24 protein-coding genes are annotated in these 25,525 nt (G+C 67.6%); 13 read left to right on the forward strand and 11 right to left on the reverse strand.

The genetic code is table 11. The annotated features are described in order from the left end of the window. Positions 1 to 4: 4 nt before the first annotated feature. Complete coding sequence (locus tag ARTH_RS01825) at positions 5 to 739, forward strand: SDR family oxidoreductase (protein WP_011690229.1); 735 nt, start codon at positions 5 to 7, stop codon at positions 737 to 739. On the opposite strand, the gene ARTH_RS01830 is transcribed toward ARTH_RS01825, so the two are convergent. Beyond that, complete coding sequence (locus ARTH_RS01830) at positions 693 to 1,901, reverse strand: glycosyltransferase family 9 protein (protein WP_011690230.1); 1,209 nt, start codon at positions 1,899 to 1,901, stop codon at positions 693 to 695. The two genes, ARTH_RS01825 and ARTH_RS01830, sit on opposite strands and share 47 nt — an antisense overlap. A gap of 265 nt (positions 1,902 to 2,166) precedes the next feature. Between ARTH_RS01830 and ARTH_RS01835 the strand changes: the two genes are divergently transcribed. Genes ARTH_RS01835 through ARTH_RS01845 form a run of 3 tightly spaced genes read left to right on the forward strand, consistent with a single transcriptional unit; the run spans position 2,167 to position 6,116 of the window. Continuing rightward, positions 2,167 to 3,582, forward strand: coding sequence for an aldehyde dehydrogenase family protein (locus ARTH_RS01835; RefSeq protein WP_011690231.1), 1,416 nt, complete (start codon positions 2,167 to 2,169; stop codon positions 3,580 to 3,582). A 17-nt stretch (positions 3,583 to 3,599) separates the two neighbouring features. Beyond that, a complete protein-coding gene (gene rfaE2 / locus ARTH_RS01840; RefSeq protein ID WP_011690232.1) occupies positions 3,600 to 5,150 on the forward strand; it encodes a D-glycero-beta-D-manno-heptose 1-phosphate adenylyltransferase in 1,551 nt (516 codons plus the stop codon). A gap of 33 nt (positions 5,151 to 5,183) precedes the next feature. After that, entirely contained in the window at positions 5,184 to 6,116 is a 933-nt protein-coding gene (locus ARTH_RS01845) for a spermidine synthase (RefSeq protein ID WP_011690233.1), read from the forward strand. 212 nt (positions 6,117 to 6,328) lie between these two features. Here ARTH_RS01845 and ARTH_RS01850 read toward each other — a convergent pair whose 3' ends face one another. Further along, positions 6,329 to 7,075, reverse strand: coding sequence for a GAF and ANTAR domain-containing protein (locus ARTH_RS01850; protein ID WP_011690234.1), 747 nt, complete (start codon positions 7,073 to 7,075; stop codon positions 6,329 to 6,331). A gap of 176 nt (positions 7,076 to 7,251) precedes the next feature. Beyond that, positions 7,252 to 8,148 carry a LysR family transcriptional regulator gene (locus ARTH_RS01855; protein WP_043429262.1) on the reverse strand — a complete coding sequence of 299 codons (897 nt, stop codon included), beginning with the start codon at positions 8,146 to 8,148 and terminating at the stop codon, positions 7,252 to 7,254. 132 nt (positions 8,149 to 8,280) lie between these two features. Between ARTH_RS01855 and ARTH_RS01860 the strand changes: the two genes are divergently transcribed. Together ARTH_RS01860 and ARTH_RS01865 are read left to right on the forward strand one after the other, a co-directional pair. After that, positions 8,281 to 9,660 (forward strand): MFS transporter, encoded by a 1,380-nt coding sequence (locus ARTH_RS01860; protein WP_011690236.1) that lies wholly within the window; start codon positions 8,281 to 8,283, stop codon positions 9,658 to 9,660. Between the two features lie 76 nt (positions 9,661 to 9,736). Further along, positions 9,737 to 10,486, forward strand: a complete 750-nt coding sequence (locus tag ARTH_RS01865; RefSeq protein ID WP_011690237.1) for a 3-hydroxybutyrate dehydrogenase — start codon at positions 9,737 to 9,739, stop codon at positions 10,484 to 10,486. A gap of 120 nt (positions 10,487 to 10,606) precedes the next feature. Here ARTH_RS01865 and ARTH_RS01870 read toward each other — a convergent pair whose 3' ends face one another. The 3 genes from ARTH_RS01870 to ARTH_RS01880 form a co-directional block, all read right to left on the reverse strand. Next, positions 10,607 to 11,242, reverse strand: coding sequence for a LysE family translocator (locus ARTH_RS01870; RefSeq protein ID WP_011690238.1), 636 nt, complete (start codon positions 11,240 to 11,242; stop codon positions 10,607 to 10,609). Positions 11,243 to 11,321: 79 nt separating this feature from the next. Next, the gene (locus ARTH_RS01875) at positions 11,322 to 11,600 is read right to left on the reverse strand and encodes a hypothetical protein (protein ID WP_011690239.1); all 279 of its coding nucleotides are present in this window, start codon (positions 11,598 to 11,600) and stop codon (positions 11,322 to 11,324) included. 178 nt (positions 11,601 to 11,778) lie between these two features. Continuing rightward, positions 11,779 to 13,293 carry an amino acid permease gene (locus ARTH_RS01880; protein WP_011690240.1) on the reverse strand — a complete coding sequence of 505 codons (1,515 nt, stop codon included), beginning with the start codon at positions 13,291 to 13,293 and terminating at the stop codon, positions 11,779 to 11,781. A gap of 242 nt (positions 13,294 to 13,535) precedes the next feature. Between ARTH_RS01880 and ARTH_RS01885 the strand changes: the two genes are divergently transcribed. Continuing rightward, positions 13,536 to 15,206 (forward strand): HNH endonuclease signature motif containing protein, encoded by a 1,671-nt coding sequence (locus ARTH_RS01885; protein WP_011690241.1) that lies wholly within the window; start codon positions 13,536 to 13,538, stop codon positions 15,204 to 15,206. On the opposite strand, the gene ARTH_RS01890 is transcribed toward ARTH_RS01885, so the two are convergent. The 3 genes from ARTH_RS01890 to ARTH_RS01900 are packed head-to-tail and all read right to left on the reverse strand — an operon-like array spanning position 15,203 to position 16,753. Further along, positions 15,203 to 15,463 (reverse strand): hypothetical protein, encoded by a 261-nt coding sequence (locus ARTH_RS01890; protein ID WP_156810599.1) that lies wholly within the window; start codon positions 15,461 to 15,463, stop codon positions 15,203 to 15,205. The two genes, ARTH_RS01885 and ARTH_RS01890, sit on opposite strands and share 4 nt — an antisense overlap. 23 nt (positions 15,464 to 15,486) lie before the next feature. After that, on the reverse strand, positions 15,487 to 16,404 hold the full coding sequence (locus tag ARTH_RS01895) for an SDR family oxidoreductase (protein WP_011690242.1): 918 nt from the start codon (positions 16,402 to 16,404) through the stop codon (positions 15,487 to 15,489). Between the two features lie 10 nt (positions 16,405 to 16,414). Next, positions 16,415 to 16,753, reverse strand: coding sequence for a hypothetical protein (locus ARTH_RS01900; RefSeq protein ID WP_043429268.1), 339 nt, complete (start codon positions 16,751 to 16,753; stop codon positions 16,415 to 16,417). A 238-nt stretch (positions 16,754 to 16,991) separates the two neighbouring features. On the opposite strand from ARTH_RS01900, the gene ARTH_RS01905 reads away from it, so the two are divergent. The 4 genes from ARTH_RS01905 (at position 16,992) to ARTH_RS01920 (ending at position 21,737) form a co-directional block, all read left to right on the forward strand. Continuing rightward, positions 16,992 to 17,819 (forward strand): IclR family transcriptional regulator, encoded by an 828-nt coding sequence (locus tag ARTH_RS01905; protein ID WP_011690244.1) that lies wholly within the window; start codon positions 16,992 to 16,994, stop codon positions 17,817 to 17,819. A gap of 219 nt (positions 17,820 to 18,038) precedes the next feature. Further along, complete coding sequence (hutU, locus tag ARTH_RS01910) at positions 18,039 to 19,733, forward strand: urocanate hydratase (RefSeq protein WP_011690245.1); 1,695 nt, start codon at positions 18,039 to 18,041, stop codon at positions 19,731 to 19,733. Positions 19,734 to 19,742: 9 nt separating this feature from the next. Then, positions 19,743 to 21,335 (forward strand): histidine ammonia-lyase, encoded by a 1,593-nt coding sequence (hutH, locus tag ARTH_RS01915; protein WP_011690246.1) that lies wholly within the window; start codon positions 19,743 to 19,745, stop codon positions 21,333 to 21,335. A gap of 165 nt (positions 21,336 to 21,500) precedes the next feature. Then, entirely contained in the window at positions 21,501 to 21,737 is a 237-nt protein-coding gene (locus tag ARTH_RS01920; protein ID WP_011690247.1) for a hypothetical protein, read from the forward strand. Positions 21,738 to 21,772: 35 nt separating this feature from the next. Here ARTH_RS01920 and ARTH_RS01925 read toward each other — a convergent pair whose 3' ends face one another. Then, positions 21,773 to 22,009, reverse strand: a complete 237-nt coding sequence (locus ARTH_RS01925) for a hypothetical protein (RefSeq protein WP_011690248.1) — start codon at positions 22,007 to 22,009, stop codon at positions 21,773 to 21,775. A 156-nt stretch (positions 22,010 to 22,165) separates the two neighbouring features. Here ARTH_RS01925 and ARTH_RS01930 point away from each other — a divergent pair, with 156 nt between their 5' ends. After that, positions 22,166 to 22,354 (forward strand): FCD domain-containing protein, encoded by a 189-nt coding sequence (locus ARTH_RS01930; protein ID WP_043429269.1) that lies wholly within the window; start codon positions 22,166 to 22,168, stop codon positions 22,352 to 22,354. Positions 22,355 to 22,476: 122 nt separating this feature from the next. Further along, positions 22,477 to 24,438: a hypothetical protein gene (locus tag ARTH_RS01935; protein ID WP_011690249.1), complete on the forward strand. Its 1,962-nt coding sequence runs from the start codon at positions 22,477 to 22,479 to the stop codon at positions 24,436 to 24,438. Between the two features lie 15 nt (positions 24,439 to 24,453). Here ARTH_RS01935 and hutG read toward each other — a convergent pair whose 3' ends face one another. Further along, the gene (hutG, locus tag ARTH_RS01940; protein WP_011690250.1) at positions 24,454 to 25,425 is read right to left on the reverse strand and encodes a formimidoylglutamase; all 972 of its coding nucleotides are present in this window, start codon (positions 25,423 to 25,425) and stop codon (positions 24,454 to 24,456) included. Positions 25,426 to 25,525: the final 100 nt, after the last annotated feature.

Here is a 25,525-nt window from a genome sequence, read left to right on the forward strand (position 1 = left end):
CACCATGACTGACGAGACTTTCCGCGACCCTTCCCGAGGGTCCTTCCGCGCACCTTCCCCGGGGCGGGTCCTGGTGACCGGGGGAGCCTCCGGCCTCGGTGCCGCCGTCGTCGAGGCTGTGCTTGATGCGGGCGGCACGCCGGTGGTGCTGGACCGGGACATCCGGAACGTCGCGGCCGCGAAGGCCTTTGAAGTGGACGTCGCGGACCGTTTGGCAGTCAGTGCGGCGGTCCGGGAGGCAGCCGAAACACTCGGAGGGCTGGACGCCGTGGTGACCGCCGCCGGCATCGACCGCTGCGGCAAGCTGGAGGACGTCCCGGCAGAGGACTGGGAGCAGGTGGTCTTTGTGAACCTGTTCGGCACCGTCTCGGTGGTGCGCGCGGCCCTGCCGTACCTCAAAGCCTCCGGCGGCCGGGTGGTCACCGTGGCGTCAACCCTGGGCAAAAGGGCGCTGCCCGAGGCGTCGGCGTACTGCGCCTCGAAGTTCGGAGTGGTGGGCTTCAGCCACGCGCTTGCAGCCGAAAGCGGGGGTGAGATCGGCGTGACCACCATGATTCCCGGCGGCATGAAGACCCGGTTTTTCGACGATCGCGCGGAAAAGTACAAGCCCCAGGACGACTCCCGCCTGAACGACCCCGCCAACGTGGCGCAGGCCATCCTTTTCGCCTTGTCCCAGCCGAGGGGCTGCGAGGTCAGGGAGATGCTGATCTGCCACGAAGATGAGGGCTCGTGGCCATGAGTAGCCGCACATCCGCGTAGACGTCCTCGGCCCGGACGCCGGCCACCAGTGAACTGTCATGGGCGCAGCGCGGGGCCGTCCAGCCCACTTGGGTGACATCGGCCCCGCATTCCGGGCAGTGCGTCAGCCAGGAGAGGTGCACCCGGTGCAGCGTCCTGCCCAGGGGCCCGGCGTTGATCAGGTTTCCCGCCCAGTAGATCCCCACCGTGGGCGTTCCGAGGGCCTGGGCCAGGTGGCGCGGGCCGCTGTCATTGGCCACCATGACGTCACACCGTGCCAGCAGCGCCGCCAGTGTGCCAAGGTCCGCCTCGCCGGCAATCGGCCGGACCAGGGCTGAACCGGCCCGGTCCACGATCTCGGCTGCCAGTTGCCGCTCGCTGCGGTCACCCGCCACCAGCACCCGGCAGCCGTCGGCGACGCACGCCGCCGCCAGCTCGGCGAAACGGCCGGCCGGCCAGCGCCGCCGCGGGTCGGTGGCACCGGGATGGATCACGACGACGGGCCTCGTCGTCCGCCCGGCACTCCCGGCCCGGCGGCTTGGCACGCCGTCCGGCAGGTCAGCGTCCGGCAGGTCAGCATCCAGCAGTTCACCGGCCCGTGCGGCGAACTGCGGCAGCGGCCGAAGGCTGGCTTCAAGCTCGACGGGCGGCGCCCCGGCGAGTCCCGCCACTTCAAGTGCCCGCAGCGGCTCGTGCTGGTAATACGCGTAAGGCAGGTTGCGCTCCAGCGGAGCGGCGTCGGGAGTTTGCGTGCCCACAGTGTGGCGGGCGCCCAATCGCAGGAGGAACGGGTTGGAGTAGCGGCCTCCGCCGTGCAGCTGGAGCGCCAGGTCGAACTGCTCCCGCTGCATGTCCGCGAAGAAGCTGTCCAGGGCGGCCGGGTCCTCCTCCCCGGGGCGGACGCCGTCCGCGTAGGGCAGGATGCGGACGGCGTCGACGGGCCCGGCGGTTCCCTGTACCAGCGCGGCATGCAGCGGCGTCCCCAGGACGGTCACAGTGGAACCCGGATAGGCAGCTTTGAGCGCGGAAACCGCGGGGAAGGCGAACAGCAGGTCTCCGAGACCGCCCCCGCGCAGCACGGCGATGCGGGCTACGTCCTGGAAGGTGCCGAGGACGGGACCAACACCCCGGCGGGGCCTATCGTCGGCAGTGGTTCCACGCATACCGTCCTCCCCTCCTGCCGCCACGGGGCCGCCGTGCTGTGTGCCGTCTAGTGTGGGGCAACCATAGTTCGGATTGCGGCGCGTGGCTATCGCTGAAGCACGCCCGGCCGATCCTGAGTGGAACGGCAAAACCCGGGCAGCCGGACGGGTGTAAACGGCATGGCACCGGGGTACGGGACTGGTGACAGGGTGCCGGGTCACTCGGCCGGCCCAGCCTCGCAGCCGCCCGGAAGGGTGCCGCGGCCGTCTCTTTGGAAGGAGCTCCATGTCCGCGATTGTCCAGCGCATCCACAACGGCGCCAAAGACCTGATAGTGATCCGCGATCCCCGCACGGGTGAGGAAGTGGGGTCCCTGGCGGAAGCTGAGCCCCTTCACGTTCGCCGGGCGGTCAATGCCTCGCGTGCGGCCCTTCACGATTGGGCCCGCACCCCGCCGGCCGAACGGGGTTCCTGCCTGCGGGCAGCCGCGCGCGCCCTGGCCGAAGCAGCACCGGCACTCGCACGGATGAACAACCGCGAGACCGGACGCCCGGTGGACGAGGCCCTGGCCGGCATCGAGGCGGGCATCGCCACCCTGGAACAGTACGCCGAACTGGGTCCCGTCCACCGCGGGCACAGCCTCAGGGGAAACCCGCTGGCGTCGGATTACACCGTGGCCGAGCCGCGCGGGGTGGCGGTGCTGCTCACCCCCTGGAATGATCCCGTGGCCGTGGCCTGCGGCCTTATCGGTGCGGCCCTGGTCACCGGAAACACCGTGGTGCACAAGCCCAGCGAGCGGTGCCCCCACCTGGGTGCCATGCTGGGAGACGTCCTGGCGACTGCCGTCCCGGCTGGTGTGCTGATTTCGCTGACCGGCGGTTCCGGCGTCGGCGCCCTGCTGGCCGAACAGTCCGGCGTGGATGTGGTGGCGCACGTAGGTTCAAGCGCGGCCGGCGCCCGGATTGCCAAGGCTTCCAACGTGACAGGGGCGCACGTCATCCGTGAAAACGGCGGCAACGATCCGCTCCTGGTCGACGACGACGTCGACCCTGTCTGGGCCGCCGAGCAGGCGGCTGTGGGCGCGTTCAGCAACAGCGGCCAGATCTGCACAGCCGTGGAGCGGATCTACGTGCACCGGGCGGTCGCCGGGCCGTTCTGCGAGGCACTGGAACAGGCAGCCCGCCGCCGGAACCGGAAAGGCAGCCTGGCGCCCCTGGTTGACGTCCGCCTGCGCGACGCGGTCCACCGCCAGGTGGAGAACGCGCTCCAGGCGGGTGCGCGGGCGGTGGAAGGCGGGTCCGTGCTGGCGGGACCGGGTGCGTACTATCCGGCCACAGTCCTGCTGGACTGCACGGCCGACATGGACATCATGGCGGAGGAAACGTTCGGCCCGGTGGCGCCCGTGCAGGTGGTGGACAGTTTCGACGACGGCCTGCGGCTGGCCGCCAAGGGTCGCTACGGCCTCGCGGCGACAGTCCTGACCGGCAGGATCGCGCACGCGCAGGAGGCCATAGCCGCCCTCCCGGTGGGAACCGTGAAGGTCAACGCCGTGTTCGGCGGCGCGCCGGGCGGGGCTGCCCAGCCGCGCGGTGACAGCGGACACGGGTTTGGCTACGGGCCCGAATTGCTGGACGAGTTCACCCGGGTCAAGGTGGTGCACGTGGCGGCCCCGCCCAGCGGCGGCGAAAACGGCCGGCCGTGAGCGCGGCGTCGCCCGGCATGGCCGGTGAGCCTCCCGCCGCGGAAGGTGGCCCCGCCGGCCTGGACGGGCAACGTGCCCTGGCGGACTGGCTGCCCGGGCGGCTGGCCGACATGGGGGCGTCTGTGACGGTGGTCGGAGACGTCATGCTGGATGGCTGGTGGAACGGGTCCATCGCCCGGCTCTGCCGGGAGGCGCCGGCTCCGGTGGTGGACATCAGCCGGCGTGCCTTCGCGCCGGGCGGCGCCGCCAACACCGCCATGAACCTGGCGGCCCTCGGCGCACGCGTCCGCATGGCCGGTGTGGTGGGTTGCGACGACGCCGGCCTGGAGCTGCGCCGCCGCCTCCGTGCCGCCGGAGTCAACGTCAGCCACCTCCAGGAACATCCCGGCATGGTCACCACCACCAAGACCCGGATCAGCAGCGCCGGCCAGGTCCTGTTGCGGTTCGACGACGCCGCGCAGCGCGTTCCGCAGGACGCGCTCGCCGCACTGGCCCTCACGCTGCCCTCCGCCCTGCAGGGGCAGGATGCAGTGGTGGTGTGCGACTACGGACTGGGCGCCCTGGCCGGTCCGGTCCGGGCAGCCCTGGTGGCTGCGCTGCGCGGCCGGACGGGCCCGCCGCTGACGGTGGTCGATGCCCACGATCCCCGCCCGTGGGCTGTCCTGCAGCCGGATGTGGCTACGCCGAATGCGCTGGAAGCCGCCGGGATGCTGGGCATGACGTTGCCCGGCGGGGCGGACCGTGCGGATTCCCTGGCAGCCCGCCGCGACGAGCTGGCTGAAGCCGCCGGTGCACGGGCTGTGGTGGTCACCCTGGACCGGGACGGCACGCTGCTGCTGCCCGCCGCGGGCGATAGCCACCGCACCTGGGCCAGGCCGGCCAAGGAGAAGCAGGCCTCCGGCGCGGGGGACACCTTCGTGGCCGCACTGACGCTTGCCCGGGCGTCCGGGCTGCCTCTGACCACCAGTGTGGACTTCGCCCAGGCCGCGGCGGACGTGGTGGTCCACCACCCGGGAACGTCGGTCTGCAGTTCGGAGGACCTCACCCGTTACCTGGCAAGTTTCGCCGACACTGCACTCAGCGCCGATGAACTGGCCCGCCACGTCGAGGGCGACCGCGCCGAGGGGCGCCGGATCGTGCTCACCAACGGCTGCTTCGATGTGCTGCACCGCGGCCATACCCGCTACCTCAACCAGGCCAAACAGCTTGGCGACATCCTGGTGGTCGCGTTGAACACGGACGAGTCGGTGCGCCAACTGAAAGGGCCGGACCGGCCCATCAACTCCGTGGCCGATCGCGCAGCCGTGATCGCGGCACTCAGCTGTGTCGATTACGTGACCGTCTTCGACACACCCACTCCCATCCCGCTGATCGAGAAGATCCGGCCGGAAATCTACGCCAAGGGCGGGGATTACACGCCGGAGATGCTTGCTGAAACGGAAGCGGTGGAACGATTCGGCGGTGTGGTGACCATCCTGGACTACGTCCCGGACCAGTCGACTACCGGCGTCGTGCAGCGGATCCGCAACGGTGAGGGAGCCGCAGTGGGGGAGGCACCGGTCAACTAGGGTTGAGGCATGAGCAATGCGGTGGCCGGCTAGATGGCACGTAAGGGCCGGTCTGCCGGCAGGAACGCTGAACGTTCGACGCCGGGAGTAGTGGAAGTGCCCAAGGGAACCCGCCCAAACGGTCCGGTTGAGGGCGTGTACTACATCGACACCGGGGACTGCGAGCTGATCGCGGACCAGGACAATTCGAACGGCTGGCTCCTGCGCATCAACGGCGTCATGAGCTCGCACATCGACCTGGCGGATCCGCTCTTCCTTGATTTTGAATACATGCGGTGGATGTCCGCGCTGGTCGAATCCCGGTGGCCCCGGGAGGGCAGGCCGAAGCTGCGGGCGCTCCACCTGGGCGGAGGTGCGTGCTCGCTGGCGCGCTACTTCCATGCCGCGTACCCGGAAGCCCGCCAGGTGGTAGTGGAGCTGGACGGAAAGCTGGCGGAGTACGTCCGAGGCTGGTTCGACCTGCCCAAGGCCCCGCTGCTGCGGCTGCGTGTGGGCGAAGCGCGTGAGGTCACCGAGTCGCTCACGCCCCAGACCCGCGACGTGGTCATCCGCGATGTGTTTGCCGGGGCGCTCACTCCACGGCCGCTGACCACGGCCGAGTTCAACGAGCATGCCAGGCGGGTGCTGGCCCCGGGCGGGATCTACGTGGTGAATTCCGGGGACGCTCCGGACCTGAAGAACGCGCGCGAGGACGCCGCCACCATCGCAGCCGTCTTTGAGCACACCCTGATCATCGCCGACCCCGCCATGCTCAAGGGGCGCCGGTACGGCAACATGGTGATGGCCGGCAGCGACCAGCCGTTCGACGACGACCCCCGGCTGGCCCGCAGGCTCCTGGGCGGCGGCGTCCCGGCCCACATCTGGGATGACGCCAAGGTACGTGCTTTTGCCGCCGGCGCAGCCGTCCGCCACGATCCGGCACCGCATTCGCCCGGCGCGCCGGACCAGCAGCCGGGCTCGCATTAGGACATCCGGCCCGTTCCCGCAACAAACGCGCAAGGCCGGTGCAACAAAGGGCGCGGCAAGCGCAAAGTTGCCTCAAGAATCGGCTTTCGGGGCTATTTTTTGCTTTTGGGCCCTACGGGCGTTGTAAGTTTGTGGAAGCTCTCCGCTTTCCCCCAAGACCGGAGGGCAGGAAGCCTCCGCGCTTGAGTCCCTGACTCGCGCGGGGGCTTCCTTCATTCCTGCCGGATGCCTCCGCCGGGAGTTGTGCCCCCGCCGGGAAGTTCGGCACCGGAGAGGATGTCCGCGGCGATGGTGTGAAGCTTGCTGTCGCTGGCCTGAGCGGCCAGGTGCAGCAGTTCCATGGCCTGGTCCCTGCTGCTGCGGTTCTGGACCATGATCAGCGAAACGGCGGCGTCGATGACAGCCCGCGATTTGAGGGCTGACCGGAGGTGCTCCGGATAGATCTCCGCAGGATGGACCCGGAGCGCGAGGCGGAGGATCCGGGAAATGGAATCCGTGTGCTCCTCGACGGAGGCGATGGTGGCGGCGTCGAAAGCGTCGGTGCTCCGGGCATAGCAGTTCAGGGCAGCAGCGGCGCCGGGGTCGGTGCGGATGGGGACCGCCAGGACGGAACGGATGCCTTCTCCCGAAACGGCCCGGGCGTAATTCTCCCACCGGCTGTCATTTCCCAGGTCCGGGACCAGGACCGTGTGCTGTTGCCGGAGGGCTGTCAGGCACGGACCGTCGTCGTAGGCGTACTGCTTCTCGTCCATCCGCAGCGCCTCGTTGTCGCTGCTGGCCACCGTTGCGGGGCTGCCGTCGCGCTCTACCGTGATGGCGCACAGCATGGGGTTCAGTCCGCCCAGGCGGGAGGCCGAAATAGTGGTCAGGCCCAGGAGGAACTCCGCGAAACCCGGGCTTTCCAGCAGCAGGTCCTGGAGCTGCTCAGGACTCGGAGCGTCGCCTGTGCCGGGAGCCATGACGGCCTCGATCCTAGAAAGCCGGGCCCTTGGGGCCGGGCAAGAGCGGCGGACTCTTGGTCGCCCGCAGCCACGATGGTGGACATCCACAGATTCGACGCGCTCACACCAGCGAAGGCTCTCCGACATCTCCTGCTTCTGACACTACGCCGTGCCGGGGGTCATGAACATAGGCCCTAGCTCCTGCCTAGCAGGTGTTCCCGGTGCTCCACTGTCTGGTCCCGCAGCGCCTGCACCACCGCCGCCACAGCCGGCCGCCGCATGGAGTCGGGCCGCAGCACCATCCAGTAGGGGAGCCGCTCGGAGAAAGCATCCGGAAGCAACCGGACCAGGTCCGGGTGCAGGTCGCCCATGAAGCAGGGCAGGAAGCCGATGCCCGCACCGGCGCGGGTCGCTTCGACATGGACAAACACGTTGGTGGAGCTCAGTCCGTCCTTCATGGCCGGGACGAGCCTGCGCGGGGCGTCGAGGTCGTCCACTTGAAGCATGGAGTCCACGAAGTAGACCAGCGGATGTTCCGTCAGCTCCTCCACCGTTGCCGGTGTCCCGTTTTCGGCAAGGTAAGCCCGGGAGGCGTACATGCCCAGCACGTATTCGCCCAGTTTGAAGGCCTCGGCGCGGTGCACCTGGGGCTCGCCCACCACCACCTCGATGTCCAGCCCGGAGCGCTGCTGCAGGGCCCTGCGGGTGACGGTTACGATCTCCACGCTGAGTCCCGGATGCTTGCGCCGCAGTTTCGCCACCGCCGGCGCGGCGACGTAGGCGCTGAAGCCGTCCGTGGCCGTCATGCGGACAACTCCCGTGATGGGGTCGGGCGCCTGGCCGGGCTTGCCCAGGCTGCGCACGGCCTTCTCCACCTGCTCGGCCACCATCACGGCCTCTGCGCCCAGTTCCGTGAGTTCCCAGGCGCCGGCGGCGCGGGAGAGGACGCGGCCGCCCAGCGTTTTCTCCAGTGCTGCTATCCGGCGCGAAACGGTGGTGTGGTTCAAGCCCAGGGCCTGCGCCGCCGTCGTGAATTTGGCTGACCGCGAGACGGCCAGCAGGACGAGGAGGTCATCAGGATTAGCTTCCATATCTGCAATTCTGCACACAACGAGTGCCGGTTTGGCCATTGAATCGCGGAGTTTCTGCGGCAATACTCATCTGAGCCCATTCAGTGCTGTGGATCACAGCGCGTGTCACCGTGGACACTAAGGAGAACCAACATGAGCGTAGAACAACGCTCTGCAACACCGGCCGCTTCCGCCCCAAAGGGCGCCGGCCTGAAGAAAATCGTCGCAGCCTCCATGGTTGGCACCGTAGTGGAATGGTACGAATTCTTCCTCTACGCCACTGCAGCAACCCTGGTGTTCGGAAAGTACTTCTTCCCGGCCACCGGCAATGAGCTGGACGGCATCATCCAGGCCTTCATCACCTACGCGGTCGGCTTCGTGGCCCGCCCGCTCGGCGGCATCGTCTTCGGCCAGATCGGAGACAAGCTGGGCCGCAAACCCACCCTTCAGCTCACCATCGTGATCATCGGTGTGTCCACCTTCCTCATGGGCTGCCTCCCAGGCTTCGCTGAGATCGGCTACCTTGCCCCGGCACTCCTGGTGTTCCTGCGCTTCATCCAGGGCTTCGCGCTGGGCGGCGAATGGGGCGGCGCCGTGCTGCTCGTCGCCGAGCACAGCCCCAACGAGTCCCGCGGATTCTGGTCCAGCTGGCCCCAGTCCGCCGTTCCCGTAGGCAACCTGCTGGCCACCCTGGTCCTGTTCATCATGTCCAACGTCCTCAGCAGCGCCGACTTCCTCAGCTGGGGCTGGCGCGTGGCGTTCTGGCTCTCCGCGGTGATCGTGTTCGTGGGCTATTACATCCGCACCAACGTCTCCGAGTCGCCCATCTTCCTCGAAGCGAAAGCCCGGTTGGAGCAGGAGCAGGCCGTCAGCTTCGGCGTCGGCGAGGTCATCCGCAAGTACCCCAAGGGCATCCTGCAGGCCATGGGCCTCCGGTTCGCGGAAAACATCATGTACTACCTCGTGGTCAGCTTCGCGATCGTGTACCTCAAGAGCGTCCACAAATACGACACGTCCTCGCTCCTGCTGGCACTGCTGATCGCCCACCTCATCCACTTCCTGGTCATCCCGCAGGTGGGACGGCTCGTGGACAGCTGGGGGCGGAAGCCCGTGTACCTGGTGGGCGCCATCACCGGTGCCACCTGGCCGTTCTTCGCTTTCCCCATGTTCGACACCAAGAACGCCGTGGTCATCGTCCTGGCAGTGACCATCGGCCTGTGCCTGCACGCGTTCATGTACGCGGGCCAGCCGGCCCTCATGGCGGAGCTCTTCCCCACCCGGATGCGCTACGCAGGTGTGTCGCTGGGCTCGCAGGTCACCTCGATCTTCGCCGGTTCGCTGGCGCCGCTCCTGGCCACGCAGTGGCTCAAGGACACCGGATCGTGGGTCCCCACCGCCATCTACCTGGTGGTGGCGTGTGCCATCACCACGGTGGCAGTGTTGAGCCTCAGGGAAACCAAGGGCATTGCCCTCGAGGAAGTTGACCGGGCCGACGCCGAGCGCGAAGGCCTGGCGGTAGCAGCCGCACGTTGAGCTACTGGATTGTGGCCGGCTCCAGCCCTGCTGGAGCCGGCTGGCCCGTTGAATCATTTGAACAGGAAGGCTGGTTATGGAACACACGCTGAACGGCCGCAAGGCACTGGTCACCGGAGGAGCCGGCGGGATCGGCGCAGCCAGTGTGAGGGCCCTGGCCGCACGGGGCGCCAAAGTGGTGATCGCGGACGTGGACGAGGCCGCTGCGGCAGCACTCGCCGATGAAGTCGGCGGTACGGTCTGGGCGGTGGACCTGCTGGACGTGGATGCCCTGGCAACCACCAGCCTGGACTGCGACATCCTGGTCAACAACGCCGGAATCCAGCGCATCAGCCCTATTGAGGACTTCGATCCGGCTGATTTCCGCCGGCTCATCACCCTCATGCTGGAGGCGCCCTTCCTGCTGATCCGGGCGGCGCTGCCACACATGTATGCGAACAACTTCGGCCGGATCATCAACCTCTCGTCGGTGCACGGGCTCCGGGCCTCCCCGTTCAAGAGCGCCTACGTTTCCGCCAAGCACGGTCTTGAAGGGCTGAGTAAGGTGACGGCGCTGGAGGGCGGGGCTCACGGGGTCACGTCCAACTGCATCAACCCCGGCTACGTGCGCACGCCCCTGGTGGAGTCGCAGATCGCCGACCAGGCCAAGGTCCACGGCATCCCCGAATCCGAGGTGCTGGCCAAGATCATGCTCACCGAGTCCGCCATCAAGCGGCTGGTGGAGCCGGAGGAGGTCGCATCTCTGGTCGCCTGGCTCGCCTCGAACGACGCCGGCATGGTCACTGGAGCCAGCTACACCATGGACGGCGGCTGGTCGGCGCGGTAGTTTGCTGCCGCCCGCAGTTGCGGGCGGCCCGGACATGTTCCGCGTGCTCGCTCGTTCCTCGCTTAGACGCACGCTTCCACATGCCCGATGCCGCTCGCTTCCAACTGCGGGCGGCCCTAACTAGTGCTTTGTGCCTGTCAAGGCGAGGGTGCCTCCGAGGGCGATCATCATTGCTCCTCCTGTGGTGCTCAGTGTGGAAATGCGCTTGGGAGAGCGGGCGAACCACTGGCGGGCCGTGCCCGCTGCCAGCGCCCAGATGCTGTCCGACACCAGCGCGATCAGCAGGAACACGGCCCCGAGGCTGGCCAGCTGCAGCGGGATCCCGCCAGCGGAGTACTCCACGAACTGGGGCAGCACCGCAACGAAGAACACCAGTGACTTTGGGTTGGTGGCGCCCACGATGAATCCTTGCCGGAGGACACGGAAAGTGGAGGCGGAGCGGGAGGGATCGGCCGCCGTCGTACTTCTCCCCTGGTGCCTGATGGCCTGGATACCGAGGAACACGAGGTAGGCGGCACCGGCGAATTTGACGATGGTGAACAGGAGTACTGACTGTGCCAGCGCAACACCCACACCGAGCGCCACCGCAGCGATCTGCGGAACCATTCCGAGCGCGTTTCCCAGGACGCTCAGCAGACCGCCCTTGCGGCCCAGGGCCAGGCTGCGTCCGATGACGAACAGCACGCTGGGCCCGGGGACGGCGATCAGGACGGAGGCTGCCACAGCAAATGTCAGCAGATTGCTAAGCGGAACCATGACTGATTCTAGCGCCGGCGGGCGGCCGGGAACCGGCCGCCCGCCCCGAAATCCTGGGCCGACGTCCACTCCTGGTGATCTACTCCGGCGTCCTCACCTGGCGGTAGTCGTAGTAGATCACCTCGGGCACCAAATCGGGGTGGGCGTCAGCGGCCGTCCGCAGGCCCAGCGACGAGCCGCGGATCACGGCCACCACGCCCAGCCTGCGGCCGTTGAACGGGTCGTCCCCGAGCACAACGTCGCCGATCTTGAAAGGCACGGTGGCCGTACGCACTTTCTCCGCAGCGTCGCTGAGCCAGGAGATCAAGCGGCGCCTGTCACGGGGGAGGGTAGGCCGGGAAGCTGGAAGATCCTTCATCAAAACCACTCCTTTGCAGTGCCTGGACCGGCAGGACGTGCAGGCGGTCCGGAAGCTGCAGCAGAAGGTTCGATAGTCCGGCCTGCGCCTGCTGTCTAACCTAAAGGCCAAACCCCACGCGTCGCATGCGTAACTCCTACCCCTTCTGTACCGTCCAACACTCGGAATTTTTTAGGGACTACTTGCCCGGTTCCGCGTGGCTCGGCGCCGTCTCATCCACCAGTTCGGCACGGGCGCGGCCATGGCCGCGGACCCAAACCCGGTAGGCCAGCACCAGCACGCCCAGCCACACCGCGCCCACGTAGAGGGCAACACGGGAGTCTTCGAACGCACCCAGGATCGCGATCACCACCGCCATGAATGCGATGGTCAGGACGGAGGCCGCGGGCCACCAGGGAGACGGGAATTCCGACGCCGGCAGCCCCTTGCGGGCGATCTCCCGTTTCATGGCCACATGGGATGCCAAGATCATGACCCACACCCAGACGGTGGCGAAGGTTGCGATTGAGGCGATCAGCAGGAACACGTCCTCCGGCATGACGGCGTTCAGGACCACGCCCACCAGCAGGACGACAGCCATCATCACAACAGTCATCCACGGCACACCGTTGCGCGAGACCTTGCCGAAGCTGGCTGGTGCGTGGCCCTGCCGGGCCAGTCCGAAAAGGATGCGGCCCGCACCGAATATGTCGCTGTTGATGGCGGACAAGGCAGCAGTAATGACCACGGCGTTGAGGATGTGCGGGGCGGCGGGAATGCCGAGGCCGCTGAAGATCTGGACGAAGGGGCTGCCGTTGGTGCCCACCTCGTTCCAGGGGAACAGGCTCATCAGTACGGCGAGGGTCAGCACGTAGAACAGCAGCACCCGCACGGGCACGGTGTTGACCGCCTTGGGAATGACGTTTTTGGGGTCGGCCGCTTCACCGGCGGTGACGCCGATGGTCTCGATCCCGCCAAAGGCGAACATCACGACGGCGAACGAGGCCAGGAGCCCTTCGAAGCCGTTGGGGAACAGGCCCCCGTGCTCCACCAGGTTGCCGATCCCCGGTGCGACGGTGGCCCCGCCTGCCTGGAAGCCGAAGATGATGATGGCTGCACCGCCGGCGATCATGGCGATGATGGCCACGACCTTGATCAGCGAGAACCAGAACTCCAGCTCCCCGAACACCTTGACGCTGAGCAGGTTCAGGGCGGCCAGGAAGAAGATGATGGCCAGGACCCAGATCCACCTCTCCACGTCCGGAAACCAGAAACCCATGTAGATACTGAAGGCCGTGACATCGGCGATGGCCACGATCGCCATTTCAAACACATACGTCCACCCGGTCACGAACCCGGCCAGGGGGCCGAGATAACGGCTGGCGTACTGGCCGAAGGAGCCGGATACGGGGTGCCGCACGGCCATCTCGCCGAGTGCCCGCATCACCATGAACACGGCGGCGCCGCCGATCATGTAAGCCAGGAGGACCGCCGGGCCGGCCTTCTGGATGGCGGAGGCTGAGCCGTAGAACAGGCCCGTGCCGATGGCCGACCCCAGGGCCATGAAGCGGATGTGGCGAACGTTGAGTCCGCGGTTCAGGACGGCGTCGACGGCGGTGCCCGCAGCGGCGCGGACAGTGCCTCCGGCGGTGCCGGGGGCCGTGGTGGTGTTTTCGGGAGCCGCCGCTTTGGCTGCTGTTGGAGCTTGTTGCATGCGAATACCTTCTCGTCATTGGGAGGGGGATCGCTATCCAGCAGACCATTTTCGCGCCCTACGTGATGAGCCTCACGGAGGTTTGGTGTCTTTCATTTCAGACTGTTTGTTGAACCTCCGGGATCTTTGCCAACGGCCGGGGCCGGGAGTGTCTCGCCTGGCCCGAACGGACAGGGGGGCCCGCGGAGGCGCCATGAGCGGCGCCATCAAGAAATGTCGGTGCCTCCTGGGATGCTTTGGATATGGAAAGCAGTGCAGCTGTGGAGACGATGGAGGCCGTTGAGGCATCCATCGCTGTGCTGGCCGCTTGTGTCGGCCGCGGGGCGGGCAACCCGGGCTCCACCGGTGACGACCCCCTTCGGGAGCAGGCGGATGCGTGCCTGGACGGGCTGGCTGCGGCGGCGCGGGTGGAAGCCGGGATGGCAGCCCTGAAAGTGCACCTCGCTGCTGGATACGCCCGTGCTGCCAGAGCCATGGCGCCGCCCGCCCTGTCCCCGCAGGAACACACCGTGCAGGACATGGCCGTGACCGCTGAGGTGGCGTGTGTCCTGACCGTCAGCGAACGCACCGCCGGTGCCCTCCTGGCGGAAGCCCATGCACTAACCACCACGCTGCCGCTGACGTTGTCCGCGCTGCAGTCCGGCAGCATTTCCTGGCAGCATGCCCGGGTGATGGTGGACGAAACCGACAACCTCGACGAAGCGGGGGCTGCCGGACTAGAGGCACACTTCCTGGACCCGGATGCGCCTTCCGCTGCGCGCGGCTGTCCTGTCGGCGGCCTAGTCCCGGCCCGGTTCCGGGCGAAGGCCCGTACGTGGCGGGAACGGCACCACCCGGTCAGCATCGAAAAACGCCATAGTCGCAGCGCCGCCGACCGCCGGGTGCAATACACGCCGGATCGCGACGGCATGGCCTGGCTCTCCGCGTACCTGCCCGCCAGCCAGGCAGCGGGCGTCTGGGACCGCATCACCACAGCTGCAAGATCCCTCCAGGGAGCTGACGAGGCCAGGACCCTTACCCAGCTCCGCGCCGACGTCGCCGCGACCTGGCTCCTCACTTCAGGCCTCGAAACTGCAGCCAACTCAGCGGCTGGAGAGTTGCCTTCCCCTGCAGCGCAGGTTCTCATTACCGTTCCAGCGCTTTCGCTGCTGGGACTGACCGAGGAACCTGCCATGCTGGATGGGTACGGGCCGGTCCCGCCGTCCATGGGGCGAGCCCTGGTCGCCGAAGGGGCTTCGTCGTTCCTGAGGGTGCTGACTGACCCCCGTGATGGTGCGCCGTTGGAGATCGGCCGGACGAGCTACCGCATCCCCAAAGCGCTGCGGCAGTGGCTGCGGCTGCGGGACGGGAAATGTCCGTTCCCCGGCTGTAACAACCAGTCACTGGACAATGATGCAGACCACCTCCTCGCCTGGGATGAAGGCGGGCCCACGGGGATCAGCAACCTCGGCCAACCGTGCCGCAAACACCACCGACTCAAACACGGCACTGCGTGGACACCCGCCGGCGCCGGAACCCATGAACCGCCCGGCTGGACTTCACCCATGGGCCGCCACTACGCCAGCGAACAACCAGACTGGGAACCACCCCTCTGGCTAGCCGAGATCCTGGCCATGGCCACCAGTCGTGATCCAGGCGACCCCGACCCGGGCAGACCCGACCCGGGCACATTGGAGCCGGGCGCGCTGTGTTCAGGCATGCCCGACTACTTGGACGAACCGCCACCCGAAGTCGATCTGACGGACCATCTGCTAGCCGAGGACCCTTTCAAGGACTGGGAGCTCTTCCTGGCCTACGACTCCTGCGCGGCTGCACAGGAGAGTGCCGCACCGGGGAGTGCTGCATGGGAGAGTGCGGCCGGTCTCCTTTGTCTTGAAGAGCGTTGGGCGATGGACTCATATGCGGCGCCCTAGGTTTCTCGACGGAAACCTCGGGTAAGTTCCCCCGCAGCCACTGCGGTTGCAGAAGCCGCGGCCCAGGCTGAAAAGGACGCGTGGTCCTCGACCTGGCAGGCCAACGTGACCAACGCTCCGACGTCGTCCGTGGTGAGCTTTCCGCCCGACGCCGGCACGGCGTCCCGATACGTGCAGCGCGCGGCGGCCACAACGATGCGGGCGCCGGTGGCGCTGGCCAACGTCGGCAGGGGTACTGCCGCGCCGGAGCCCGCCAAACGGGCAAGCTACGCGGCGGACGTCAGCGGTAGCCGCTGGCGTCCGCCGGGCGCCCCGCTTCCTGGACCTCAACCAGATAGCGCCAGCAGTCCGGCCGTGAACCGTCGATATCGGTGAAGCCGTACTCCAGCGCCAGGCCTCCGGACGAGAACGAGCCACCGGTGCGACCATGCACGTTCGGGTCCGCCGCCAACGCCGCAACGGCGCGGCCCACAAAGCGCGGGCTTTCGGAGATAGCGGCGAAATGGGGCTGGACGGCCGCAGCATCCCGCCAGTTCTCTTCGGTGACGCCGAAGTGCTCCAGCATCATTTCGGAGCGCATCCAGCCCGGCGTGAGGGCCACGGCGGTGCAGCCGAACTGCTTGAGTTCCTCCGCCTGGCTGAAAGCGAGCCGCAGCACCGCGTTCTTGGCGAGGTCGTAGAACGTCGACACCCGGTAGTGCCCGGCGTTGTACTCGCGGGTGCCGTCGGTCATTTCCACCACCAGGCCGCCGGGGTTCCGGATGAGCAGCGGGAGCGCGAAATGGCTGGTGATCAGGTGCGTATCGACGGCAGTGTGCAGCATCAGCAGGCCGGAATTCAGGTGGTGGGCCCACACCGGAGCGTCCCATTCGATGAGTTTTTCCCCGCCCCAGATGTCGTTGACCAGAATGTCCAGGCGTCCGTGTTCGTCATCGATACGCTGCACGAGCGACTGTACGGCCGCCGGGTCCAGGTGATCCACCGCTACGGGAATGCCGACTCCTCCGGCGGCATTGACCTGCACGGCCGTTTCCTCGAGGGTCTCCGGCCGGTTGTAGTCGGACCTGCGGCCTCCGGCGCTGCGTCCGGTGCAGTACACGGTGGCGCCCGTTTCGCCGAGGGCGACGGCGGTGCCCCGACCGGCGCCCCGCGTGGCCCCGGCCACCAGCGCGACTTTTCCTGCCAGCGGTTTGGTCATGGCTGCGTTCCTAGGCATTCTGCTGGACGCTCAGCACAATGATGGCGGCGTTGATGCCGAGGGCAATGAGCCACCACTTGTTGAAGGTCAGCAGGAGCCGCGCGGTTGAGAGGGCTGCCCCGGTGATGGTTGCTGGCGGCCACCAGGATGCCCCGCCAATGAGTCCGAGGCCGCCGGCCGCCAACACAACTGCGGCCGCAACGGCCATGGCGGCCGCAGTGTGCCTGACATTGCCGGCGAAGGGGGAGTGGCCGGCGTCGAAGGGTGCCTTAGGATCGGCCTTCGGCAGCCAGATGGCGAGGTGGATCAAGCCGTGGGCAACCAGGAAGAGCCCGGCAATCCAGACCATCGTGGCCTCCTCGCAACAGTGCGTGGACTCCATCGAAGCACCGGGCGGGAGAAGTGGCATAGGGGCGGAAGTCCCCCGGCCGGTCCCAGGCCGGTCCCTGGCCGGTCCTCGCCCTCACGCATGTCTGGTATCCCGGACGGCAAAGTGGTTCGATTGCCGTATGCGGTGTCGCGCAGGGAACACGCTTAAGTACGGGATACCGGACACCCTTTGATCCGGCGCGAACGATGGAGGAAACATGGCGGACGGCGAAGCGCCCGCACGGACAGCGGCAAAGGCGCCCGCGAAGGTGTCGTCGAAAGTCCCGGCGGCGGAAAATACTTTGCGTATTCTCAAACTCCTGGCCTCCAAGCGCGGGCCGATGGCGGCGTCGAACATAGCCACGGCCCTGGGGTTGCCGCGCTCAAGCGTCTACCACCTGCTCGGCGTCATGGAGGCCAACGGCTTCGTGATGCACCTGCATGAGGAACAGCGGTACGGGCTGGGCATCAGCGCCTTCGAACTCAGCTCCGCGTATTCGCGGCAGGAGCCGCTGTCCCGGATCGGCCGGCCGATGCTCGCCTCGCTGGTGGACGTGGTGGGGGAAAGCGCTCACCTGGCAGTGCTGCACGGCCGCGATGTGCTGTACATCGTGGAGGAACGCGCCAAGAACAGGCCGTCCCTGGTGACCGACGTCGGCGTCAGGCTGCCCAGCCACCTCACGGCCAGCGGGCGGGCCATCCTCGCGGCACTGCCCAAGTCGCAGGTCCGTGCGCTGTACCCGAATGCCGCCGCCTTCACGGCCCGGCACGACGTGGAGGGCGCCATCATGAAGTATTCGGCGCTTTCCTCGCACCTGGATCAGGTCAGGCAGCGCGGCTATGCCACCGAACACGGCGAGGTTACGCCAGGGTTCGGCTCGATTGCCGCCGCAGTCACGGACCACGTGGGATGGCCGACGGCGGCAGTCGCCGTCACGTTCCTCGAGGACAAACTGCCGGCGGACCAATGGCCGGCCCTCGCTGCCCGCGTCCGGAAAGTGGCGGACGAACTCTCCGTCCGCATCCACGGCCGCCCCGCGAGCTAGTCCGCGAGGCTAGTCCGCAGCCCGGCCCAACCAGCTCGCCGTTAACGTCGTCAACCGCGCTTTCCGCGACGCTAGTTGCCAGCCACTCGGGCACGGGGCGCGCGTCTGGAATACCGGACAGCACCCTTCCGAAAGCCCTGTTTCCGCGCCCGCCGACAGGCTTTAGTTGATACAGAACCTCTTCCCCCGAACCACCCGAAACAACGAAGGAGCGCCCCCATGGCACCCGCCGATTTCACCACCGGTGCCCGCCCGGTCAAAGCAGCCCGCGGCACCGAGCTCACCGCCAAGAGCTGGCAGACGGAAGCCCCGCTGCGCATGCTCATGAACAACCTGGACCCTGAGGTGGCCGAGCGCCCTGACGACCTGGTGGTCTACGGCGGCACCGGCCGCGCGGTCCGCAGCTGGGCCGCGTTCGACGCCATCACCCGCACCCTGGAAACCATGGAAAAGGACGAGACCCTGCTGGTTCAGTCCGGCAAGCCGGTAGGTGTCTTCCGCACCAACGAATGGGCGCCGCGCGTGCTCCTGGCCAACTCTAACCTCGTCGGCGACTGGGCCAACTGGCCCGAATTCCGCCGCCTCGAGGCCGAGGGCCTCATGATGTACGGCCAGATGACCGCCGGCTCCTGGATCTACATCGGCACCCAGGGCATCCTGCAGGGCACCTTTGAAACCTTCGCCGCGATCGCCCGCAAACTCACAGGGGACGAGAACGGCACCCTCGCCGGCACGCTGACCCTCACGGGCGGCTGCGGCGGCATGGGCGGCGCCCAGCCCCTCGCCGTCACCCTGAACGAGGGCGCCTGCCTGATTGTCGACGTCGATGAGACCCGCCTGCGCCGCCGCGCCGGCAAACGCTACCTTGACGAGGTGGAAACGGACCTCGACGCCGCGATCGCCAAGGTGCTCAAGGCCAAGGAAGAGCGCCGCGGCTGGTCCGTGGGCTACGTCGGCAACGCGGCCGAGGTCTTCCCGGAGATCCTGCGCCGCCACAACGCCGGCGAGCTCACCGTGGACATCGTCACGGACCAGACCTCCGCGCACGATCCGCTGAGCTACCTGCCCGAAGGCATCACGGTGGAGGAATGGCACCGCGAGGCCGCGGCCGACCCCGAAGGCTTCACCAAGAAGGCCCAGGCCTCGATGGCCAAGCACGTCCAGGCCATGGTGGAGTTCCAGGATGCCGGCGCCGAGGTCTTCGACTACGGCAACTCCATCCGCGACGAGGCCCGCAAGGGCGGCTACAACCGCGCCTTCGAATTCCCCGGCTTCGTCCCGGCCTACATCCGTCCGTTGTTCTGCGAAGGACTTGGCCCGTTCCGCTGGGTGGCCCTCTCCGGTGACCCCGAAGATATCCGCGTCACCGATGAGGCCATCAAGGAACTGTTCCCGGAGAACAAGCACCTGCACCGCTGGATCGACGCCGCCCAGGAGCGGGTCGAGTTCGAAGGCCTGCCGGCCCGCATCTGCTGGCTGGGCTACGGTGAACGTGCCAAGGCCGGCCTGCTGTTCAACCAGCTCGTCAAGGAAGGCAAGGTCAAGGCGCCCATCGTGATCGGCCGTGACCACCTCGACTCCGGCTCCGTCGCCTCCCCGTACCGCGAGACCGAGGCCATGGCCGACGGCTCCGACGCGATCGCCGACTGGCCGCTGCTCAACGCCCTGCTCAACACCGCCTCCGGCGCCACCTGGGTCTCCATCCACCACGGCGGCGGCGTCGGCATCGGCCGCTCCATCCACGCCGGGCAGGTCTCCGTCGCGGACGGCACCGACCTCGCCGCGGAAAAGCTCGAACGCCTGCTCACCAACGACCCCGGCATGGGCGTCATCCGCCACGCCGACGCCGGCTACGACCGCGCCGTCGAGGTCGCCAAGGAACGCGGCGTCCGCATCCCCATGAACGAAAAGTAGGAACACCCAATGACTCTCACCACCCACGAACCGCTGACCGTCACCCTCGGCTCCAGCGGCGTCACCCCCGAGGACGTCGTCGCGGTCGCCCGCCACGACGCCAAGGTGACCATCTCCCAGGAAGCCCTCGACACGGTAGCCAAGGTCCGCGCCCACATCGACGACCTCGCCCACAGCGAGGTCCCGGCCTACGGCATCTCCACCGGTTTCGGCGCGCTGGCCAACCGGCACATCCCCAACGAACTGCGCACCCAGCTGCAGAAGTCGCTGATCCGCAGCCACGCCGCCGGCATGGGGCCGGCCGTGGAACGCGAGGTGGTCCGGTGCATCATGTTCCTGCGGGCCAAGACCCTCGCCTCCGGCCGGACAGGGGTCCGCCCCGTGGTGCTGCAGACCATGGTGGACGTGCTCAACGCCGGCATCACCCCGGTGGTCCGCGAGTTCGGCTCGCTCGGCTGCTCAGGAGACCTCGCGCCGCTGTCCCACTGCGCCCTGGTCCTCATGGGCGAAGGCGAAGCAGAAGGTCCGGACGGCACGCTGTACGGGAACAAGGGTCAAAAGCCTGTCGCCGAACTACTGGCCGAGCACGGGATCGAACCCGTCGTCCTCGCCGAGAAGGAAGGGCTGGCTCTGGTCAACGGCACCGAAGGCATGCTGGGCATGCTGCTGATGGCCATCGCGGACATCCGCCAGCTGCTCACGACGGCGGACATCACCGCCGCGCTCAGCGTCGAGGCGCTGCTCGGCACCGACCAGGTGTTCCTGCCCGAACTGCACGCGGCGCTCCGCCCGCACCCGGGCCAGGCTGCGTCCGCGGACAACATGCTGCGTGTGCTTTCCAACTCGCCGATCGTGGCATCGCACCGGATCAACGACACCAAGGTCCAGGATGCCTACTCGCTGCGCTGCGCACCCCAAGTGGCCGGCGCCGTCCGCGACACCGTGGACCATGCAGCACTGGTCGCCTCGCGCGAACTCGCCGCCGCCATCGACAATCCCGTTGTCCTGCCGGACGGCCGCGTGAGTTCCAACGGCAATTTCCACGGCGCCCCTGTGGCCTACGTTTTGGATTTCCTGGCAATTACCGTGGCGGATTTGAGTTCCATTGCCGAACGCCGGACCGACCGCATGCTGGACCCGGCGCGTTCACACGGCTTGCCGGCCTTCCTGGCTGCGGACCCCGGCGTCGACTCCGGCCTGATGATCGCGCAGTACACACAGGCCGGGCTGGTCTCGGACAACAAGCGGCTCGCGGTCCCGGCGTCGGTGGACTCCATCCCCAGCTCGGCCATGCAGGAAGACCACGTGTCCATGGGCTGGCATGCTGCCCGGAAACTCCGCAAAGCCGTGGAGAACCTGCGCCGCGTCCTGGCTATCGAGCTGGTCACTTCGGCGCGGGCCATTGACATGCGGACGCAGCTATCCGGGGGAAAACTGACCCCGGGGCCGGCCGGAACCGCGGTCATTGCGGCGCTCCGCAACGTGGTGGGAGGGCCGGGAACGGACAGGTTCCTGTCGCCGGAACTGGAGGCCGCGGACCGGCTCGTCGCCTCCGGCGAGGTACGCGCGGCAGCCGAATCCGCCGTCGGAATTCTGGCGTAAAAGTGAATATTATGCACCGAAAATGACAATTTCCCGGCGCCCCCGAAATACTGCGCGACACAACAGGCGGGGGCCCGGGAATTGTAGTAGAACTAAAGATGTAGTGATGAAGCCCACACCAAAGATGTTGTGGCAAAAGAACATATACAAAGGGGTAGAAGTTCAATGAAAGCACGGGGGACGGTTCTGTCCAGGCGGGCGGCATTTGCCGCCACGGTTTCCGACTGGAGAACCCTCAAAGCAGGCGAGCGGGTCGAAATCCTCAAGCATGCGCATGTTGTGGCCGCGGGTGAAGTCGAGGAAATTTCCGTGAGTGGAAACGTGCTTTGGCTGGTGCCTTCGGGCCCGCCGGAAACCCAGCTCTTCATGAAATCGGACGGCGTCCAGGTCCGGAGGACATAAGTCCAGGACGCGGGGCCAGCATCCAAACCGCGGAGTTAGGCGGCGATGTCCTCGTAGGTTTCACCGAAGGGGACGGACTCGTCCAAGGCCACGGTGAATGCGCCCGGCTCGTGGCGGGTGACGCGGATGCCGCAGTTGCCGTCCTCGACGGCAGCTTCGATGAGTTCCTTGACGGCGTTGTCCAGGCCGTCGTGGACCTCTTCGGCGGTCGCAAAGGTCAGGTGGATGGACCGAATGTCCGTGGTCTGGGATTCCATGGTGGCTGAGCTCATTGCAGGACTTTCTCTAAACTATGTGCCGGTTGGCCTCAGTCCATTCTACTGGCGATGTCAAAATACGTAGGATGTCTGGCATCTGCCCCTCCGGGTTTCGGGTTCACCGAAGCCCGGAGGGGCAGCCTGTTTTAAGCCCGGCTACCGGAAGCCGGAGTGCAGCCGCAGTGCGCGGGAAGGGCCACTCGCCTAGCGTTTGACGGCGTCCAGCAAGCGCTCGCGGAGCACCGGGCCATTTTTACGGCCCTGGAGTCTCACGACGCCACCGCAGTGACCGATGCCATGGCGTCGCACATGGACACCGCGTCCCGTCGCCTGCTTGCCGGCTACGACGCCGCTCGGTAGCCGCTCAGGATGCTCTGGCGGACGGCCATTGAGCCCCCGCGCCTCATCCGATATCGTCAAGTCCACAGGACCGGCCCGGGGTCAGCTGGGCGCAGTCACCAGCCACCAGAGAGCAGCCTCCCGTGTCTACCGAGCACTCCGCAACACTGTCCGCCCCGGCGGTTTCCGACCGGCGACCGGCGCTCGAACAGCGCCTTGATCCGCAGATCCGCAAGCTCGCAGTGGGCGTCTGGACGGCGGAGCTGATCGGGGACGAACTGGCCAACATCAGCTACGGGGGTCGCCCCGTCCTCCGTGCCATCAAGGCGGTGGTGCGGGACCACGAATGGCGCACCTTTGCGCCGTCGGTCCGGGATGTTGAGGAACTGAAGGACGACGACGGCACCAGCCTCCGAATCCACGTTGACTACGCAGCACCCGGCTCGGCGGCACCCGGCACTACCGCACCCGGCACAGTCCCTGCGTACGAAGGCATGCTGACGCTCCGGATCACCCCGGCCACGGTCGAAGTATCCTTCTCCGGCCGGGCGAAAACGGCCTTCCGGCGCAACCGGATCGGACTGGTTGTCCTCCATCCCACCAGCGAAGCCGGACGGGATGTCAACGTGGTCTCCCCGGACGGCACCGTTACCAGCGGAGCCTTCCCCACGGATATCAGGCCGGACCTGGTTTTCAAGGACATTTCCTCGCTGGAATGGGCCGACGCCGGGACGGCCTTTGACCTTGGCTTCTCCGGCGACGTCTTCGAGACCGAGGACCAGCGGAACTGGAGCGACGGTTCCTTTAAGACGTACAGCACCCCGTCCGCGCTGCCCATCCCGGTGGACGTTGCCGCGGAGGACACCGTGAACCAGTCGGTCAGCATCGAAGCCCTCAGCATCGAGACGCCGGACAACCCCCTCAGCGAAAGCCACGAACCGGCGGCGTTCACGGTGGGCGAGCCGTCCGGCACCGTTCCGCCGCTGGCGATTTCCGTGGACACTGTGGAAACCGCCGCCGGGGGCTTCGGGAACGCCGGCGGAGGACCACAGCTGTCCGGCCTCGACGCCGTCCTGGTGGAACTGTTCGAGCCCCGGGAACTGTGGCCCGGCAAGCTTGCCGCCGCAACACGGGAGGCGGACCGCCACGGCGCTGCACTGGACGTGCGCGTCGTGTCCGAATCAGCCGAGGGCGTTGCGGAGGTTCTCAGCACCGCCTTGGGCGGATCGCTGTCCCGGGTCGTCCGTCTGTCCCTGTTCCACCCCGGGACGCAGTGCACTGACCCGGCGGCTTTTGGCGCGCTGAAGGCATCGCTGGACGACGCAGGCTTCAACGGTCAGCTTCTGGCCGGCACCCGCTCACATTTCACCGAACTCAACCGCTGGATTGCCGGCAGCAGTAACGGCAGCCCCGTTCCGCAGGACGCCGACGCACTGACGTTCAGCCTGGCGCCGCAGGTCCACAGTACGGAAGTTCCCCACATTGTGGAGACTGTCCCCGTCCAGCGGCTCGCCGCCGCCAACGCCCTGAAGCTCGGCGACGGGCGTCCCGTGCACGTCGGACCCGTCACGCTGAAACCAAGGTTTCACGCCCCGGACCAGGAGGCCGAGGGGGACGAGCTCCAGGACCACAGCTTCACCGCCGCCTGGGCCCTCGCCAGCCTCGCTGCCCTCACCGTTGACGGCGTCGCCTCCGTGACCTACTTCGAAGCCGGGCCGCCACGCGGCATCACCGCAGCAGACGGCACACTCAACCCGGCAGGCGAGCTGCTGCAGAGGCTCGCTGCGTCCAAAGCGGATCCGGTGCTGGCCGCTACCCCCGTGCCGTCACAAAGGCCAGCCGGAAAGAGCCCCTTAACGGTCTACCCGGTGCAGTCGGCCGCCGGCCTGCAACTGTTCGTCGGCAACCTCAGCCCCCGTGAGGCCACAGCCCACCTCGCGCTTCCGCACGGAGCCGCTTCGGGGGCGGCCGAGGTCACGGTCATCGGGGCAGCCTCCGGCGCCCGGGCGCAGGCGGCGCCAGCGGAGGCATCATCACCGGAGAACGGGGTTCTGGCGGTAACGCTGGGACCGTGGGCCACCGCCGTGGTCACCTTCCGGGACTGACGGCAGGCGACAGGCCTAGCCCAGCAGCGTGTTGACCAGCCGTGCGGCCACCTTGGCCGTGTGCTGGTCGATGTCGAACTTCGGGTTCAGCTCTGCCACGTCCAGGTGCAGCAGTTTCCCGCTGGCAGCCACCTGGCGGCACACCGAGCTGATCACGGGCAGGGGCACCCCGAACGCAGCCGGTGCGCTGACCCCGGGGGCCACGGCGGCGGGCAGCACGTCCAGGTCGATGGTCAGGTAGAGCACGTCCACGGTGTCCAGGAAATCGGCCACGAACTTCCGGGTGGCTTCCGCCGTGCAGTCCTCGTCCAGGAGGTACTTCACGCCCAGCCGTTCGGCGGTCTTGAAGAGCACGGGGGTGTTGTTTGGCTCGGAGATCCCGACGACGGCGTAGTTCAGTGTGCGTTCGGCGGCTTCCTCCGCCCTGGCCATCTGCAGGAAAGGCGTGCCCGAGGACGGCTCGGGTGCCTCGCGGAGATCGAAGTGAGCGTCCAGATTCAGCACGCCCAGGCGCTTCCCGCCGCGTACGGCTTCGGATCCGGCCACGCCAAGGTAGCTGGCGAACGCGGTCTCATGGCCGCCGCCCAGCAGCACGGTGAGGTTGCCGGCGTCGAGCATTTCGGAAACAGCCAGCCCGGCACGGGCCTGGCCAGCCTCCAGCGCGTTGTCCTTGACGGTCACATCGCCGGCGTCGAACACGTCGCGGGGGAGGTGGAAGGCGAGGGGCCCCAAGGCGGCGCGGATGGCGCCGGGGGCCGCGGCGGCGCCCACTCGGCCCTTGTTGCGCAGCACTCCCGCATCGCTGCTGAAACCGAGAATGACGGCGGGGCGGTGGCCGGGCGCATGGCTTTCCGGCTGCAGGGCGGCAGTTTCGTGGCGATACGGGGCGACCGCCTGCCACCAGCGGCGGTGCTCGGCGCCGTCGCCGTCGAAACGGCCCCTCCACGTGAGCGGCGGGATATCGACTGTGAGGGCTCTGTGAGGCATACTCCAAGCTCACCGCAGCGGAGCCCCGAAAACCAGCCCCGGCGCCGTCGGACTGTCCCGAATCCCGGACACCACGCTTAAACGCCGCCGAGATGGCACT

The organism is Arthrobacter sp. FB24 (assembly GCF_000196235.1).
Lineage (GTDB): Bacteria > Actinomycetota > Actinomycetes > Actinomycetales > Micrococcaceae > Arthrobacter.

Bases quoted from the DNA above. Each gene is read 5' to 3' on its own strand.
- ARTH_RS01825 (WP_011690229.1), top strand. From the start codon at position 5: ATGACTGACGAGACTTTCCGCGACCCTTCCCGAGGGTCCTTCCGCGCA.
- ARTH_RS01830 (WP_011690230.1), bottom strand. From the start codon at position 1,901: ATGCGTGGAACCACTGCCGACGATAGGCCCCGCCGGGGTGTTGGTCCC.
- ARTH_RS01835 (WP_011690231.1), top strand. From the start codon at position 2,167: ATGTCCGCGATTGTCCAGCGCATCCACAACGGCGCCAAAGACCTGATA.
- rfaE2 (WP_011690232.1), top strand. From the start codon at position 3,600: ATGGCCGGTGAGCCTCCCGCCGCGGAAGGTGGCCCCGCCGGCCTGGAC.
- ARTH_RS01845 (WP_011690233.1), top strand. From the start codon at position 5,184: ATGGCACGTAAGGGCCGGTCTGCCGGCAGGAACGCTGAACGTTCGACG.
- ARTH_RS01850 (WP_011690234.1), bottom strand. From the start codon at position 7,075: ATGGCTCCCGGCACAGGCGACGCTCCGAGTCCTGAGCAGCTCCAGGAC.
- ARTH_RS01855 (WP_043429262.1), bottom strand. From the start codon at position 8,148: ATGGAAGCTAATCCTGATGACCTCCTCGTCCTGCTGGCCGTCTCGCGG.
- ARTH_RS01860 (WP_011690236.1), top strand. From the start codon at position 8,281: ATGAGCGTAGAACAACGCTCTGCAACACCGGCCGCTTCCGCCCCAAAG.
- ARTH_RS01865 (WP_011690237.1), top strand. From the start codon at position 9,737: ATGGAACACACGCTGAACGGCCGCAAGGCACTGGTCACCGGAGGAGCC.
- ARTH_RS01870 (WP_011690238.1), bottom strand. From the start codon at position 11,242: ATGGTTCCGCTTAGCAATCTGCTGACATTTGCTGTGGCAGCCTCCGTC.
- ARTH_RS01875 (WP_011690239.1), bottom strand. From the start codon at position 11,600: ATGAAGGATCTTCCAGCTTCCCGGCCTACCCTCCCCCGTGACAGGCGC.
- ARTH_RS01880 (WP_011690240.1), bottom strand. From the start codon at position 13,293: ATGCAACAAGCTCCAACAGCAGCCAAAGCGGCGGCTCCCGAAAACACC.
- ARTH_RS01885 (WP_011690241.1), top strand. From the start codon at position 13,536: ATGGAAAGCAGTGCAGCTGTGGAGACGATGGAGGCCGTTGAGGCATCC.
- ARTH_RS01895 (WP_011690242.1), bottom strand. From the start codon at position 16,404: ATGACCAAACCGCTGGCAGGAAAAGTCGCGCTGGTGGCCGGGGCCACG.
- ARTH_RS01900 (WP_043429268.1), bottom strand. From the start codon at position 16,753: ATGGTCTGGATTGCCGGGCTCTTCCTGGTTGCCCACGGCTTGATCCAC.
- ARTH_RS01905 (WP_011690244.1), top strand. From the start codon at position 16,992: ATGGCGGACGGCGAAGCGCCCGCACGGACAGCGGCAAAGGCGCCCGCG.
- hutU (WP_011690245.1), top strand. From the start codon at position 18,039: ATGGCACCCGCCGATTTCACCACCGGTGCCCGCCCGGTCAAAGCAGCC.
- hutH (WP_011690246.1), top strand. From the start codon at position 19,743: ATGACTCTCACCACCCACGAACCGCTGACCGTCACCCTCGGCTCCAGC.
- ARTH_RS01920 (WP_011690247.1), top strand. From the start codon at position 21,501: ATGAAAGCACGGGGGACGGTTCTGTCCAGGCGGGCGGCATTTGCCGCC.
- ARTH_RS01925 (WP_011690248.1), bottom strand. From the start codon at position 22,009: ATGAGCTCAGCCACCATGGAATCCCAGACCACGGACATTCGGTCCATC.
- hutG (WP_011690250.1), bottom strand. From the start codon at position 25,425: ATGCCTCACAGAGCCCTCACAGTCGATATCCCGCCGCTCACGTGGAGG.